Annotated in this window: 13 protein-coding genes; 8 read left to right on the top strand and 5 right to left on the bottom strand. The window is 62.6% G+C overall.

What is annotated here, in order from left to right; genetic code table 11:
- Nucleotides 1–5: 5 nt before the first annotated feature.
- Nucleotides 6–1040: a 2,3,4,5-tetrahydropyridine-2,6-dicarboxylate N-succinyltransferase gene (gene dapD, locus ACF8MI_RS09820; protein ID WP_060497332.1), complete on the bottom strand. Its 1035-nt coding sequence runs from the start codon at nt 1038–1040 to the stop codon at nt 6–8.
- A gap of 31 nt (nt 1041–1071) precedes the next feature.
- Entirely contained in the window at nt 1072–1419 is a 348-nt protein-coding gene (locus ACF8MI_RS09825) for an ArsC family reductase (protein ID WP_060497331.1), read from the bottom strand.
- 309 nt (nt 1420–1728) lie between these two features.
- On the opposite strand from ACF8MI_RS09825, the gene ACF8MI_RS09830 reads away from it, so the two are divergent.
- Nucleotides 1729–3375 carry a Na+/H+ antiporter gene (locus ACF8MI_RS09830; RefSeq protein WP_104834099.1) on the top strand — a complete coding sequence of 549 codons (1647 nt, stop codon included), beginning with the start codon at nt 1729–1731 and terminating at the stop codon, nt 3373–3375.
- Nucleotides 3376–3480: 105 nt separating this feature from the next.
- On the opposite strand, the gene dapC is transcribed toward ACF8MI_RS09830, so the two are convergent.
- The 3 genes from dapC to map are packed head-to-tail and all read right to left on the bottom strand — an operon-like array spanning nt 3481 to nt 8234.
- Nucleotides 3481–4677 (bottom strand): succinyldiaminopimelate transaminase, encoded by a 1197-nt coding sequence (gene dapC, locus ACF8MI_RS09835; RefSeq protein ID WP_060497330.1) that lies wholly within the window; start codon nt 4675–4677, stop codon nt 3481–3483.
- A 30-nt stretch (nt 4678–4707) separates the two neighbouring features.
- Nucleotides 4708–7410: a [protein-PII] uridylyltransferase gene (locus tag ACF8MI_RS09840; RefSeq protein ID WP_060497329.1), complete on the bottom strand. Its 2703-nt coding sequence runs from the start codon at nt 7408–7410 to the stop codon at nt 4708–4710.
- Between the two features lie 41 nt (nt 7411–7451).
- Complete coding sequence (gene map, locus ACF8MI_RS09845; protein WP_060497328.1) at nt 7452–8234, bottom strand: type I methionyl aminopeptidase; 783 nt, start codon at nt 8232–8234, stop codon at nt 7452–7454.
- Nucleotides 8235–8569: 335 nt separating this feature from the next.
- Here map and rpsB point away from each other — a divergent pair, with 335 nt between their 5' ends.
- The 7 genes from rpsB (at nt 8570) to ispC (ending at nt 14607) form a co-directional block, all read left to right on the top strand.
- The gene (gene rpsB, locus ACF8MI_RS09850; RefSeq protein WP_003252287.1) at nt 8570–9307 is read left to right on the top strand and encodes a 30S ribosomal protein S2; all 738 of its coding nucleotides are present in this window, start codon (nt 8570–8572) and stop codon (nt 9305–9307) included.
- A gap of 185 nt (nt 9308–9492) precedes the next feature.
- Nucleotides 9493–10356 (top strand): translation elongation factor Ts, encoded by an 864-nt coding sequence (tsf, locus tag ACF8MI_RS09855; RefSeq protein WP_104834100.1) that lies wholly within the window; start codon nt 9493–9495, stop codon nt 10354–10356.
- A 180-nt stretch (nt 10357–10536) separates the two neighbouring features.
- Entirely contained in the window at nt 10537–11280 is a 744-nt protein-coding gene (pyrH, locus tag ACF8MI_RS09860; protein WP_003252294.1) for a UMP kinase, read from the top strand.
- Nucleotides 11277–11834: a ribosome recycling factor gene (gene frr / locus ACF8MI_RS09865; RefSeq protein ID WP_060497326.1), complete on the top strand. Its 558-nt coding sequence runs from the start codon at nt 11277–11279 to the stop codon at nt 11832–11834. The genes pyrH and frr overlap by 4 nt, the downstream gene beginning before the upstream one ends.
- A 15-nt stretch (nt 11835–11849) precedes the next feature.
- Complete coding sequence (gene uppS / locus ACF8MI_RS09870; RefSeq protein ID WP_016712933.1) at nt 11850–12605, top strand: polyprenyl diphosphate synthase; 756 nt, start codon at nt 11850–11852, stop codon at nt 12603–12605.
- Nucleotides 12605–13420 carry a phosphatidate cytidylyltransferase gene (locus ACF8MI_RS09875; protein ID WP_104834101.1) on the top strand — a complete coding sequence of 272 codons (816 nt, stop codon included), beginning with the start codon at nt 12605–12607 and terminating at the stop codon, nt 13418–13420. Before uppS ends, ACF8MI_RS09875 begins: the two co-directional genes overlap by 1 nt.
- Nucleotides 13417–14607, top strand: a complete 1191-nt coding sequence (gene ispC / locus ACF8MI_RS09880; RefSeq protein WP_200928748.1) for a 1-deoxy-D-xylulose-5-phosphate reductoisomerase — start codon at nt 13417–13419, stop codon at nt 14605–14607. Before ACF8MI_RS09875 ends, ispC begins: the two co-directional genes overlap by 4 nt.
- The last annotated feature ends 25 nt before the right edge of the window (nt 14608–14632 follow it).

The raw sequence follows: 14632 nt of genomic DNA on the forward strand, positions 1-14632 counted from the left end.
GGTTCTCAGTTGTGGGCGTGCAGCGCTTCGTTCAGCTCGATGGCCGACTTGTGGGTCTTGCACTCCACGGCGCCGTTCAGCGAGTTGCGGCGGAACAGCAGGTCGGTCTGGCCAGCCAGGTCGCGGGCCTTGACCACTTTGACCAGCTCGTTGTTCTCGTCCAGCAGGTTCACCTTGGTGCCCGCGGTGATGTACAGGCCGGCTTCGACGGTGTTGCGGTCGCCCAGCGGAATGCCGATACCGGCGTTGGCGCCGATCAGGCAGCCTTCACCCACCTTGATGACGATGTTGCCGCCACCGGACAGGGTGCCCATGGTCGAGCAACCGCCGCCCAGGTCCGAGCCCTTGCCAACGAATACGCCAGCGGACACGCGGCCTTCGATCATGCCAGGGCCTTCGGTGCCAGCGTTAAAGTTGACGAAGCCTTCGTGCATGATGGTGGTGCCTTCGCCGATGTAGGCGCCTAGGCGCACACGGGCGGTGTCGGCGATACGCACGCCGGCAGGGACCACGTAGTCGGTCATTTTCGGGAACTTGTCCACCGAGAACACTTCCAGCAGCTCGCCCTTCAGGCGCGCTTCCAGTTGCAGCTCGGCCAGTTCGGCCAGATCGACCGCGCCCTGGTTGGTCCAGGCCACGTTCGGCAGCAGCGGGAAGATACCGGCCAGGCTCACACCGTGCGGCTTGACCAGGCGGTGCGACAGCAGGTGCAGCTTCAGGTAGGCCTCTGGGGTGGAGGTCAGGGCAGCGTCTTCGGCCAGCAGGGTGGCGACCAGCGGCTTGTGGCTCTCGGCCAGGCGGGTCAGCAGGGCGGCCTGGGCCGCGTCAACGCCTTTCAGGGCTTCGGCCAGTTGCGCGGCCTGGGCGTTGCTGAAAGCGATGGCCTGGTTGCCACCTTCATAGCCCAGCACCGGGGCTACAGCAGCGACCAGTTCGGCGCTCGGGTTGAGCAGGGGTTGTGCGTAGAACACTTCAAGCCAGGCGCCCTGGCGGTTCTGGGAGCCGACACCGAAGGCCAGGCTGAACAGGGTATTGGACATGTGATTACCTCGTGCGAAATAGGGGAGGGGCTCAGGCCAGGGCAGCGGCGTACAGGTCGGGCTTGAAACCGACCAGGGTACGCGCGCCAAGGTCCAGCACCGGGCGTTTGATCATCGACGGCTGGGCCAGCATCAGCTCGACGGCCTTGGCCTGGTCGAGGTCGGCCTTGCTGATGTCGTCCAGCTTGCGGAAGGTGGTGCCAGCACGGTTGAGGATGACTTCCCAGCCGTGTTCGTCGCACCAGCGGTTCAGGCTGTCACGGTCGATGCCTTGGGTCTTGTAGTCGTGGAATTCGTAGGCGATGGCCTTGTCTTCGAGCCAGGTACGCGCCTTTTTCATGGTGTCACAGGCTTTGATGCCGTAGAGCGTGTAGGTCATTGTGTGCATTGGGGTCACAGGTTGCCCCAATCTCTCCGTTTTCCGAATGTCAGTCGCGGGATTATGCGGGAACGAACCTGTGAGCGCCACGGGTGTGCTTGTCTTGAGCCTTACAGTGTGTCGGAGATCGAGCGCCGCCCACGCGGCGCTCGATCTCCGATCTACCGAGGTATCATCATGTTACATATTCCAGGGCGACCTGCGACTATCGTGCAGCGGCCCCAAACCGCCGCTCGCCGCTAACATATTGTTTCAATGGCGATGTTTCGCCCTGCTATCGTTTCTGGTTCACAAAGGAAGCTTTCCCGGATGCAGTCCGCTTACACCGTCCTCATCCTGCTGACGCTGGTCAGCCTGTCGAAGCTGGTTGGCCGCATGGTGCCGCTGCCCTTGCCGTTGGTGCAGATTGCCGCCGGTGCCTTGCTGGCCTGGCCGACATTGGGCCTGCATGTGGCCCTGGACCCCGAATTGTTCCTGTTCCTGTTCTTGCCGCCGCTGCTGTTTGCCGACGGCTGGCGCATCCCCAAGCGTGAGTTGTGGCGAATCCGTGGGCCGGTGGTGGCATTGGCCGTAGGGTTGGTGTTGTTCACCGTGGTCGGAGCCGGTTACTTCATTCACTGGTTGTTGCCGAGCATCCCGCTGCCGGTGGCCTTTGCCCTGGCGGCAGTACTGTCACCCACCGATGCTGTGGCCGTGTCGGCCATCACCCAGGACCGCCTGCCCACGCCGCTGATGCACATGTTGCAAGGCGAGGCGCTGATGAACGATGCGTCTGGCCTGGTGACCTTCAAGTTTGCCCTGGTGGCGGCAATCACCGGGGTGTTCTCGCTGGCTGATGCGAGCTTCACCTTTATTCTGGTGGCGTTGGGCGGCCTGGCGGTGGGTGTCGCCCTGAGCTGGCTGATCGGCCGCCTGCGTGCCTGGATGATCGCCCGCGGCTGGGATGATCCGGCCACCCACGTCGTGTTCATGTTGCTGCTGCCGTTTGCCGCTTATGTATTGGCAGAGCGCCTGGGCGTATCGGGCATCCTTTCGGCGGTGGCGGCCGGCATGATGCAAAGCTGGCTCGACCTGTTGCCACGGCAGACCAGCACGCGGCTGCTCAACCGCAGTGTGTGGTCACTGCTGGAGTTCGCCTTCAATGGGCTGATCTTCCTGCTGCTGGGCCTGCAATTGCCGGACATCATCAAGGCCGTGGTCAGCCACGAACCCACTGTTTGGCCGACCCTGGCCTACCGTTGCCTGGATGTAGTAGCGATCTTTGCTGCGCTGATCTTGCTGCGGTTCATCTGGGTACAGAGCATCTGGCGGTCGATTGGCGTGGTCCGCCGCTGGCGCGGCAAGCCCGCGCTGGTGCTGATGCCCACGGCGCGCTCCTGCTGGTTGCTGACGCTGGGTGGCGTTCGCGGTGCCGTTACCTTGGCCGGTGTGATGTCTATTCCGTTGTTGATAGGGGCGGGCAAGGCCTTCCCGGAACGTGACCTGCTCATCTTCATTGCCGCAGGGGTGATCTTGTTGTCGCTGATAAGCGCCTGTATCGCGCTGCCGTTCTTGTTGCGCGGGGTAACCAAGAGCGCAGACGAGCGCTTGCACCAGGAGGTGCAGGAGGCCTGGCGGCGTACGGCCGAGGCGGCGATCCACGCCCTGGAGGCTGAAGAGGTGATCGACAGCAATGCCCCGCAGGACGCCGCGCAGGCGACACTGGCAACCGAGCTGAAGGCGCGGTTAATGGCGGAGTACCGGGATGAGCTGGACAGCTATAACGACAGTGCCGAGGCGAAGGCGCTGGCCGAACAGATGGACTTGCTGGAGCGGCGTTTGCGCTTGCGTGCGCTGCGGGCGCAGCGGCTGGAGCTGTATAACCTGCATCGCCAGCACGAGGTGGGGGATGAGGTGGTGCGGCAGGTGCTGGGGGAGCTGGATATGAGCGAGGCAAACCTGGGGCCGGTCAAGTAGACCCTATCAAGGCCATTCGCGGGCAAGCCCGCTCCCACAGGTACTGCGCTGATTATGAATGCAGCGTAGTACCTGTGGGCGCGGGCTTGCCCGCGAATAGGGCTGTCAGCGGCTTTGCAGGAATGCGCGAATCCGCTCTGCCGCCTCGATGCATTCAGCCAGCGGTGCAACCAGCGCCATGCGCACACGCCCGGCACCCGGGTTTACGCCGTCCACCTCACGCGACAGGTACGACCCCGGCACCACGGTCACATGTTGGGCTTCGAACAGGTCACGGGTGAATTCGGCATCGTCACCCGGCACCTTGGCCCACAGGTAGAAGCTGCCGTCCGGGCGCTGCACGTCCAGCACCGGCTGCAGAATGTCCAGCACGGCATCGTACTTGGCGCGGTACTGGTCGCGGTTCTCGCGCACATGCGCCTCGTCCTGCCAGGCGGCAATGCTGGCCAGCTGGGTTTGCACCGGCATGGCGCAGCCGTGGTAGGTGCGGTACAGCAGGAACGGCTTGATGATCTCGGCGTCGCCCGCCACGAAGCCCGAACGCAGGCCCGGCAGGTTGGAACGCTTGGACAGGCTGTGGAACACCACGCAACGTTTGAAGTCGCTGCGGCCCAGTTCGGCGCAGGCGGTCAGCAGGCCTGGAGGCGGCGCATCTTCGTCGAAGTACAGCTCGCTGTAGCATTCGTCGGCAGCGATCACGAAGTCGTGCTCGTCAGCCAGGGCGATCAGCTTCTTCAGGGTTTCCATCGGCACTAGCGCGCCAGTGGGGTTGCCTGGCGAGCACAGGAACAGGATCTGGCAATGTTTCCACACTTCGGCTGGCACCGCGTCGAAGTCGGGGTTGAAACCATTGCTTTCCAGGCACGGCAGGTAGTGCGGAGTGGCCCCGGCCAGCAGCGCTGCGCCTTCGTAGATCTGGTAGAACGGGTTGGGGCTGACCACCAGGCCATCATCGGCGCGGTTGACCACGGCCTGGGTGAAGGCGAACAGCGCTTCGCGGGTACCGTTGACCGGCAGGATGTGGCGGTCGGCGTCCAGCCAGCCGGCGGGCACGCCAAAGCGCCTTTCGCACCATTGGCCAATCGCCTGGCGCAGAGCCGGCAGGCCGATGGTGCTGGGGTATACCGCCAGCTTGTCGAGGTTGTCGGCCATGGCCTGGGCGACGAACGCCGGCGATTCGTGCTTCGGCTCACCGATCGACAGGGCGATGGCGCGTTTGTCCGCCGCAGGCTTCACACTGCCCAGCAGGGCGCGGAGCTTTTCGAAGGGGTAGGGCTGAAGCTGGGTTAAGGCATGGTTCATCGGCGCAAGGTCTCGTCAATCGTCTAATCGTTAAAAGGTCACGCGGGTCGGGCTGGCGTCGCTACCTTGGCCGGCCTGCAGTTGCTGCACGATGGCTTCCTGCAGGCGGCTGCACAGCTGCGGGTCGGACAGCGGCTGGTTGTCGGCATCGGTGATGAAGAACACGTCTTCCACCCGTTCGCCGAGGGTGGCGATCTTGGCGTTTTGCAGCGACAGGTCGAACTCCAGGAAAATCCGCCCAAGCCGGGCCAGCAGCCCCGGGCGATCGGGCGCCGTGATTTCGAGGATGGTCACCGGGCGCTGGGCATCGTTGAGGATGGTCACCTGCGGCGGGAAGTCGAAGTGCTTGAGCTGGCGCGGTACCCGGCGCTGGATGATGGTCGGGTAGTCCTCGGGGTTGCGCAGTGCTTCGGTCAGGCCGTCGCGAATCTGTTTGACCCGCTGCGGGTTGTCGCCGATCGAGCCGCCGTCGTTATCCAGCACGATGTAGGTGTCGAGGGTGAACTGGCTGCTCGACGTGATGATCCGCGCGTCATGAATGTTCAGGTTCAGCTGCGACATGGCGGCCACCGTCACGGCGAAGAAATCATGCTGGTCGGGGGCATAGATGAAGATCTGCGTGCCGCCTTCGAACTCGCGCTGGGTGGTTTCCTTGATCAGCACCAGCGGCCCGCCATCGGCGGGTTGCTGCAGAATCGCGTCACTGTGCCAGGCCACGTCGGCGGCGTTGTGCTTGAGGAAGTAGTCATCGCCCAGTTGCGACCACAGCTGCTCGACGTCGTCCGGGTCGGTGCCTTCGCGCACCAGGATGTCCAGCGCTGCGGATTGTGTCTGGCGAATTTGCTCTTCGCGGTCCAGCGGGTTTTCCAGGCCCCGGCGCAGGGCACGCTTGGTCTCGGTATACAGCTGACGCAGCAGGCTGGCCCGCCAGGAGTTCCACAGGCTGGGGTTGGTGGCGTTGATGTCGGCCACGGTCAGCACATAGAGGTAGTCCAGGCGTGTCTCGTCACCCACGTGCAGGGCAAAGTCGTTGATCACCTGCGGGTCGGACAGGTCCTTGCGCTGGGCGGTGGTCGACATGACCAGGTGGTTCTGCACCAGCCAGACGATCAGGCGGCTGTCCCAGGCCGGCAACTGGTGGCGCTCGCAGAACTTCTTCGCATCCACTGCACCCAGTTCGGAGTGGTCGCCCTGGCGGCCTTTGCCGATGTCGTGGTACAGGCCAGCCAGGTAGATCAGCTCGGGCTTGGGCAGGCGGCCCATGAGCTTGCTGGCCAGCGGGAATTTCTCGGACACCGGCGTGTATTGCAGCTTGCGCAGGTGCTTGATGAGGTTGAGGGTGTGCGCATCGACCGTATAGATGTGGAACAGGTCATGCTGCATCTGCCCGACAATCAGCCCGAACTCCGGCAGGTAGCGGCCAAGGATGCCGTAGCGGTTCATCCGACGCAGGTTGCGGTGGATACCGATTTCGCACTTGAACAGCTCGATGAACAGGCTGGTGTTGCGGATATCGGTGCGGAACGTGTCATCGATCAGGTGCCGGTGCTCGCGCAGCAGGCGCACGGTATCGGCACGCACGCCTTTGATTTCCGGGTGTTGGGCCATCAGCACGAAGATTTCCAGCATGGCGAACGGCGTGCGCTTGAACACGTTCGCGTGGGTGGCCTCGATATAGCCATCATGCAGGCGGAAACGCGCATTCAGCGGCTGGGTGGTGCCGCTGTCGTCGTCGGCGAGGATCACTTCCTCGAAATGCTGGATGATCAGGTCGCACAGCTGGCTGATGCTCATCACCACCCGGTAGTACTGCTGCATGAACTGCTCGATTGCCCGCTTGGGGTTTTCGTCGCTGTAACCCAGCAGTGCGGCCAGGCTGCGCTGATGATCGAACAGCAGTCGGTCCTCGGCGCGCCCGGCCAGCATGTGCAGGGCGTAGCGCACCTTCCACAGAAAGTCCTGGGAGGAGGCCAGCAGCTCGTTCTCGCTTTCCAGCAAAAAGCCTTCGCCAGCCAGTGCATGCAGGTTCAGGGTGCCGTACTGGCGGCGCGCCACCCACAGTACCGTCTGGATGTCGCGCAGGCCGCCTGGTGAACCCTTGACGTTGGGTTCGAGGTTGTACTCGGTGTCGTTGTACTTGTGGTGGCGGGCCTTGAGTTCGGCGCGCTTGGCCAGGAAAAATTCCTTGCTCGGCCACATGTGTGCGGTGCTGGTTACCTCCAGCATGCGCTGGCGCAGAGCCTCGGGGCCGGCAATGGTGCGGCTTTCCATCAGGTTGGTGATGACCGTCAGGTCGGCGCGGGCCTGTTCGGCGCACTCGTCGACGGTGCGCACGCTCTGGCCCACTTCCAGGCCGATGTCCCACAGCAAGGTGAGAAAACGTTCGATGGCATCGCGGTACTGCTCGTGCTCGGCGGCGCCCAGCAAGATCAGCAGGTCGATGTCCGAATGCGGGTGCAGTTCACCGCGCCCGTAGCCGCCCACCGCAACCAGGGCGATGCCGCTGTGGTCGCCCCAGTCGAATTGGTTCCACGCCTGTTGCAGGATGTTGTCCACGAGCCAGGCGCGGGCTTCGATCAGTGGGCGGATTTCGCCGCCCGCGCGAAAACGCTTGTCGAGCACCTCGCCGGCCAGGCGGATGGCTTTCTTGAAGGCGGCGATAGGGCTCGCCTTGAGGGCCAGTTCCGCCTGGAACTGGCCGCGGTCGAACAGCTCGGGATCCACCTGTGGCATCGCGTCACGTTCCTGTCGTGGGGTGGCCTGTCGGAGTACGGTCAGGCCGAGGTGCGCGGGATGGTGTCGTCCTTGCGCAGGGTGAAGATCTCGTAGCCGGTCGCGGTCACCACCAGGGTGTGCTCCCATTGGGCCGAGAGCTTGCGGTCCTTGGTGATGGCGGTCCAGCCATCGCCCAGTACCTTGGTGTCGGCCTTGCCCTGGTTGATCATCGGCTCGATGGTGAAGGTCATGCCTTCTTTCAGTTCCATGCCGGTGCCGGCACGGCCGTAGTGCAGGATTTGCGGCTCTTCGTGGAACACCTTGCCGATGCCGTGACCGCAAAACTCGCGCACCACCGAGAAGCCGTTCTTTTCCGCGTGCTTCTGGATCACTTCACCGATGTCGCCCAGGCGGCAGCCCGGCTTGACCAGCTCGATGGCCTTGTACATGCACTCCTGGGTCACCTTGGACAGGCGTTCGGCCCATACCGGTACGGTACCCACGTGGAACATCCGGCTGGTGTCGCCGTGGTAGCCGTCCTTGATCACGGTGACGTCGATGTTGAGCGTGTCACCGTCTTTGAGCGGCTTGTCGTTGGGGATGCCATGGCAGACCACATGATTGATCGAGGTGCAGATCGACTTCGGGTAGCCCTTGTAGTTGAGCGGTGCCGGGATGGCCTGCTGGACGTTGACGATATAGTCGTGGCACAGGCGGTCGAGCGCTTCGGTGGTGATACCGGGCTTGACGTGCTCTTCGATCATTTCCAGCACGTCGGCGGCCAGGCGGCCAGCGATGCGCATCTTTTCGATGTCTTCTGCGGTCTTGATGGTGACGGTCATTACAGGCTCTCTACGGCGCCGTATACGGCGCGAACAAACGGGAAAGGCCTTATTCTATCAGAGCGTCAAGGATCAAGCTGCAAGCTGCAAGAAGAAGCGGATCGCGTGCAGGCTGCTTTTTCTTGCAGCTTGTCGCTTGCAGCTTGCAGCTGTTCTCACCGGGTTCCGTTCGGCCGCGGTCTGTGGTATAAAATGCGCCGCTTTCGGGGACGACCCCGTCAGCACTTAAACCCACACACGTGTCGACACGATGACCTGGGTGCCCCGAGTTGCGAGATTCGCGGGTTGGTCATTGGGATACGTGGAGGCCCAACCCGACTTATCAAGGAACTATCATGTCCCAAGTCAACATGCGCGATATGCTGAAGGCCGGTGTGCACTTCGGCCACCAGACCCGTTACTGGAACCCGAAAATGGGCAAGTACATTTTCGGCGCGCGTAACAAGATCCACATCGTCAACCTGGAAAAAACCCTGCCAATGTTCAACGACGCTCTGTCGTTCGTTGAGCGCCTGGCCCAGGGCAAGAACAAGATCCTGTTCGTCGGCACCAAGCGTTCCGCTGGCAAGATCGTCGCCGAGCAAGCTGCTCGTTGCGGTTCGCCATACGTTGACCACCGTTGGTTGGGCGGCATGCTGACCAACTACAAGACCATCCGCGCTTCGATCAAGCGTCTGCGCGACCTGGAAACCCAGGCCGAAGACGGCACTTTTGCCAAGCTGACCAAGAAAGAAGCCCTGATGCGCTCCCGCGACCTGGAAAAACTGGATCGCAGCCTGGGCGGCATCAAGGATATGGGCGGTCTGCCAGACGCTCTGTTCGTTATCGACGTTGATCACGAGCGCATCGCGATCACCGAAGCCAACAAGCTGGGCATCCCGGTTATCGGCGTTGTCGATACCAACAGCAGCCCTGAAGGTGTTGACTACATCATCCCGGGTAACGATGACGCCATCCGCGCTATCGAGCTGTACATGACTTCGATGGCTGACGCAGTCATCCGCGGCCGCAACAACGTTGCCGGCGGCACCGAAGTTTACGCTGAAGAAGCGGCTGCACCTGCTGCTGAGTAATAGGCGCTAGCGTCTACTTGGCACGCAAAAAGGGGGCTCTGCCCCCTTTTTGCCACCTTGAAATCCTGCTGTCAGCATCGGCCCCGCATCATGGGCTCGCTGAACTGAAAACAGCGGATTAGCAGAATTGAACGCCCGTGACGAACGGGTGGAATGGTTGAAAAACTTTCCAAGAGGATTTTGAAATGGCAGCAATTACTGCAGCGCTGGTAAAAGAACTGCGCGAGCGTACCGGCGAAGGCATGATGGATTGCAAGAAGGCCCTGGAAAAGGCCGGCGGCGACATCGAGAAAGCCATTGACGACATGCGTGCCTCGGGCGCCATCAAGGCCGCCAAAAAGGCTGGCAACGTCGCTGCTGAAGGCGCTATCGCGGTCAAGACCGACGGTAAATCCGCCGTCCTGCTGGAAGTGAACTCGCAGACCGACTTCCTGGCCCTGCAAGACGACTTCAAGAGCTTCGTCGCCGAAAGCCTCGAGCAAGCCTTCGCCGAGAAGCTGACCGACGCTGCTCCGCTGATCGCTTCGCGTGAAGCTGCTCGTGAAGCCCTGGTTGCCAAGTGCGGCGAGAACGTCAACATCCGTCGCCTGGTGCGCGTTGAGGGTGACGTTGTCGGTGCCTACCTGCACGGCAACAAGATCGGCGCTGCCGTTGTCCTGAAAGGCGGCGACGTCGAGCTGGCCAAGAACATCGCCATGCACGTTGCGGCTTCGAACCCTGAGTTCCTGGATTCGTCGGAAATCTCCGCCGAGGCCATCGAGCGCGAGAAGGGTGTCTTCCTGCAGCTGAACGCCGACAAGATCGCCGGCAAGCCGGAAAACATCGTTGAGAACATGATCAACGGCCGTATCACCAAGTTCAAGGCCGAAGCCTCGCTGAAAGAGCAAGCTTTCGTCATGAACCCGGAAGTCAAGGTTGGCGAACTGGCCAAGAAAGCCGGCGCTGAAATCGTTTCCTTCACCTACTTCAAAGTAGGCGAAGGCATCGAGAAGCCAGTCGACGACTTCGCTGCTGAAGTTGCCGCTCAGGTAGCTGCTGCCAAGCAGTAAGACAGCCCCGTCTGTCGCCCAAAAGAGGCTGCCCGCTCACGCGCGCAGCCTCTTTGTCAAAACGGCGAAGGGTTTATAAAACTCGCCGCCGCTGGCACCAAAACGGTGCCACGCTACAGTTAGCAGGCTGCAAACAGCCCGCACGAATTTTCTAAAAGTACGCCGCAGGAGAGACTCGCAATGGCTCAGCAGGTGAGTGGTCGCCAACCTCGCTATAAACGCATTTTGCTCAAACTTAGCGGCGAGGCCCTGATGGGCTCGGAAGACTTCGGGATCGACCCGAAAGTGCTGGATCGCATGGCCCTTGAAGTTGGCCAGCTGGTAGGGATCGGTGTCCAGGTCGGCCTGGTGATCGGTGGTGGCAACCTGTTCCGCGGCGCCGCGCTCAGCGCAGCCGGCATGGACCGCGTCACCGGCGACCACATGGGCATGCTGGCCACCGTGATGAACGGCCTGGCCATGCGCGATGCGCTGGAGCGCTCGAACATCCCGGCCCTGGTCATGTCGGCCATTTCCATGGTCGGTGTCACCGATCATTACGATCGTCGCAAAGCTATTCGCCACCTCAACTCCGGGGATGTGGTAATTTTCTCCGCCGGTACCGGCAACCCGTTCTTCACCACCGACTCCGCGGCCTGCCTGCGCGCCATCGAAATCGATGCCGACGTGGTGCTGAAGGCGACCAAGGTCGATGGTGTGTACACTGCCGATCCATTCAAGGACCCACACGCCGAGAAGTTCGATCACCTGACCTACGATGAGGTCCTGGATCGCAAGCTAGGTGTGATGGACCTGACCGCAATCTGCCTGTGCCGTGACCACAAGATGCCATTGCGGGTATTCAACATGAACAAGCCTGGCGCCCTGCTGAACATCGTGGTGGGTGGCGCTGAAGGTACTCTGATCGAGGAAGGCCAAGCATGATCAACGACATCAAGAAAGACGCGCAGGAGCGCATGGGCAAGTCCATCGAAGCCCTGGCTCGCAACCTTGCGGCGATCCGCACCGGTCGCGCTCACCCAAGCATCCTGGACAGCGTCAAGGTCACTGCCTGGGGTAGCGAGATGCCGCTGAACCAGGTGGCCGCGATCACCGTCGAAGATGCCCGCACCCTGAAGATTGTCGCGCACGACAAAAACCTCAGCGCTGCCATCGAAAAGGCCATCCTCACCTCCGACCTGGGCCTGAACCCGTCCAGCGCCGGTACCACCATTCGCGTGCCAATGCCGGCCCTGACCGAGGAAACCCGCAAGGGTTACACCAAGCAGGCCAGCGGTGTGGCCGAGGATGCCAAGGTCGCTGTGCGCAATGTGCGCCGCGATGCCCTGGGCGACCTGAAGAAGCTGACCAAGGACAAGGAAATCAGCGAAGACGAAGAACGTCGCGCGGCGGACGAGATCCAGAAGCTGACCGACAAGTACATTGCTGAAGTCGATGCTGCTTACAAAGCCAAGGAAAAGGACCTGATGGCCGTCTAAGGCCGGGGTTTTTTAATGGAAAAGTCCAAGTTGGCGGCACCGTCCTCGGTGCCGCGTCATGTCGCGATCATCATGGATGGCAACAACCGCTGGGCGAAAAAGCGCCTGCTGCCCGGCGTTGCCGGGCACAAGGCGGGTGTCGACGCCGTTCGCGCGGTCATCGAAGTCTGTGCCAAGTCCGGGGTCGAGGTACTGACCCTGTTCGCCTTCTCCAGTGAAAACTGGCAGCGCCCGGCCGAAGAGGTTGGTGCGTTGATGGAGCTGTTCTTCTCGGCCCTGCGCCGTGAGGCCAAGCGCCTCAACGAGAACAACATCAGCCTGCGCATCATCGGTGACCGTTCGCGTTTCCACCCTGAATTGCAGGCCGCCATGCGCGAAGCCGAGGCGCTGACCGCCGGCAACAATCGCTTCATCCTGCAGATCGCAGCCAACTACGGTGGCCAGTGGGATATCGCCCAGGCCGCCCAGCGGCTGGCGCGGGAAGTGCAAGCCGGTCACCTGCGCCCGGAAGACATCACCCCGGGGCTGCTGCAGACGTGCCTGGCAACCGGCGAGCTGCCGCTGCCGGACCTGTGCATCCGCACCGGTGGCGAGCACCGCATCAGCAATTTCCTGTTGTGGCAACTGGCCTACGCCGAGTTGTACTTCTCCGACCTGTACTGGCCGGACTTCAAACACGAGGCCATGCGCAATGCCCTGGCCGATTTCGCTTCGCGCCAGCGCCGCTTCGGTAAGACCAGCGAGCAGGTCGAGGCTGGAGCTCGTGCTTAATGCTTAAACAACGCATCATTACCGCGCTGATCCTGCTGCCGATCGCGCTGGGCGGTTTTTTCCTGCTCAACGGTGGGGACTTTGCCCTGTTCATCGGCTTCGTGGTGACCCTTGGCGCCTGGGAGTGGGCGCGCTTGGCCGGGCTCATGGCCCAGCCGCTGCGCATTGCCTATGCCTTGGTGGTCGCCGGGGCGCTGATGCTGCTGTACATCCTCCCGGAACTGGCGCCCTGGGTGTTGGGCGCTGCGGTGATCTGGTGGGGCATGGCCACCTGGCTGGTGCTTACTTATCCGCGCAGCAGCGAGCTGTGGGCCAGTGCCGCCTGTCGGTTGCTGATTGGCCTGCTGGTATTGCTGCCAGCCTGGCAGGGGTTGGTGCTGCTCAAGCACTGGCCGCTGGGCAACTGGCTGATCCTCTCGGTCATGGTGCTGGTCTGGGCTGCCGACATCGGCGCGTACTTCTCTGGGCGGGCGTTTGGCAAGCGCAAGCTCGCCCCGCAGGTCAGCCCTGGCAAGAGCTGGGAAGGTGTGTATGGCGGCCTGGCCGTCAGCCTGTTGATTACCCTGGGTGTCGGCATCAGCCGCGACTGGGGCTTTGGCCAGCTCTTGCTGGGCCTGCTGGGCGCCGCGTTGCTGGTGATGTCCTCGGTGGTCGGTGACCTGACCGAGAGCATGTTCAAGCGCCGCTCCGGCATCAAGGACAGCAGCAACCTGCTGCCTGGCCATGGGGGTGTGTTGGACCGCATCGACAGCCTGACCGCAGCGATCCCGATCTTCGCTGTGCTGCTGTGGGCTGCCGAATGGGGTGTGATGTGAGTCGCCCGCAGCGTATTACCGTGCTCGGAGCCACTGGCTCCATCGGCCTGAGCACGCTGGATGTGATTGCGCGACACCCCGATCGCTACCAGGTGTTTGCCCTCAGCGGCTATTCGCGTATCGATGAATTGCTGGCCCTTTGCGTGCGCCATCGTCCGGCGTTCGCCGTGGTGCCGAGCGCTGAGGCCGCTTCGCGGCTGCGCGAAGGCCTGTCTACGGTCGGTTGCGCTACCGAAGTGCTGGAGGGGGAGGCCGGGCTTTGCCAGGTGGCGTCGGCAGCGGAAGTACACGCCGTGATGGCAGCCATTGTCGGTGCGGCCGGCCTGCGTCCTACCTTGGCCGCCGTCGAGGCGGGCAAGAAGGTGTTGCTGGCCAACAAGGAAGCCCTGGTGATGTCTGGCGCGCTGTTCATGGAGGCGGTACGGCGCAGTGGTGCCGTGTTGTTGCCAATCGACAGCGAGCACAACGCGATTTTCCAGTGCATGCCCGGCGATTATGCGCGCGGTTTGAGCGCGGTCGGCGTACGCCGGATTCTGCTCACGGCGTCCGGTGGCCCGTTCCGTGAAACACCGGTCGAGGCACTGCTGGACGTGACCCCGGAACAAGCCTGCGCGCACCCTAACTGGTCGATGGGGCGCAAGATTTCCGTCGACTCGGCCAGCATGATGAACAAAGGGCTTGAGCTGATCGAAGCCTGCTGGCTGTTCGACGCCGCGCCGGCCAAGGTAGAGGTGGTGGTGCACCCGCAGAGCGTGATCCACTCCCTGGTCGACTATGTGGACGGTTCGGTGCTGGCGCAGCTGGGGAACCCGGACATGCGCACGCCGATCGCCAATGCCCTGGCGTGGCCCGAGCGGATCGACTCCGGAGTGGCACCGCTGGACCTGTTCGCCATCGCCCGTCTGGATTTTCAGGCGCCCGACGAACAGCGCTTCCCTTGCCTGCGCCTGGCGCGGCAGGCTGCCGAGGCCGGTAACAGTGCGCCCGCTGTGCTCAACGCAGCCAACGAGGTGGCGGTCGAGGCATTTCTCGGGCGGCGTATCCGCTTCCCGGAGATCGCGGGTATGATCGAGCAGGTGCTCGACCAAGAGCCCGTCGTGCCGTTGCCATCGCTGGATGCGGTGTTTGCCGCCGACCAGCGTGCCCGGGAGCTTTCCCGTGAGTGGCTGAGGCGTCACGGTCGCTGAAGCCGGCCTGCTGAACATCATTCGG

The organism is Pseudomonas sp. yb_9 (genome assembly GCF_043103635.1).
Taxonomy (GTDB): domain Bacteria; phylum Pseudomonadota; class Gammaproteobacteria; order Pseudomonadales; family Pseudomonadaceae; genus Aquipseudomonas; species Aquipseudomonas monteilii.

Excerpts from the sequence above, each read along its gene's own strand:
- dapD (WP_060497332.1), bottom strand. The coding sequence starts at position 1,040 with ATGTCCAATACCCTGTTCAGCCTGGCCTTCGGTGTCGGCTCCCAGAAC.
- ACF8MI_RS09825 (WP_060497331.1), bottom strand. The coding sequence starts at position 1,419 with ATGACCTACACGCTCTACGGCATCAAAGCCTGTGACACCATGAAAAAG.
- ACF8MI_RS09830 (WP_104834099.1), top strand. The coding sequence starts at position 1,729 with ATGCAGTCCGCTTACACCGTCCTCATCCTGCTGACGCTGGTCAGCCTG.
- dapC (WP_060497330.1), bottom strand. The coding sequence starts at position 4,677 with ATGAACCATGCCTTAACCCAGCTTCAGCCCTACCCCTTCGAAAAGCTC.
- ACF8MI_RS09840 (WP_060497329.1), bottom strand. The coding sequence starts at position 7,410 with ATGCCACAGGTGGATCCCGAGCTGTTCGACCGCGGCCAGTTCCAGGCG.
- map (WP_060497328.1), bottom strand. The coding sequence starts at position 8,234 with ATGACCGTCACCATCAAGACCGCAGAAGACATCGAAAAGATGCGCATC.
- rpsB (WP_003252287.1), top strand. The coding sequence starts at position 8,570 with ATGTCCCAAGTCAACATGCGCGATATGCTGAAGGCCGGTGTGCACTTC.
- tsf (WP_104834100.1), top strand. The coding sequence starts at position 9,493 with ATGGCAGCAATTACTGCAGCGCTGGTAAAAGAACTGCGCGAGCGTACC.
- pyrH (WP_003252294.1), top strand. The coding sequence starts at position 10,537 with ATGGCTCAGCAGGTGAGTGGTCGCCAACCTCGCTATAAACGCATTTTG.
- frr (WP_060497326.1), top strand. The coding sequence starts at position 11,277 with ATGATCAACGACATCAAGAAAGACGCGCAGGAGCGCATGGGCAAGTCC.
- uppS (WP_016712933.1), top strand. The coding sequence starts at position 11,850 with ATGGAAAAGTCCAAGTTGGCGGCACCGTCCTCGGTGCCGCGTCATGTC.
- ACF8MI_RS09875 (WP_104834101.1), top strand. The coding sequence starts at position 12,605 with ATGCTTAAACAACGCATCATTACCGCGCTGATCCTGCTGCCGATCGCG.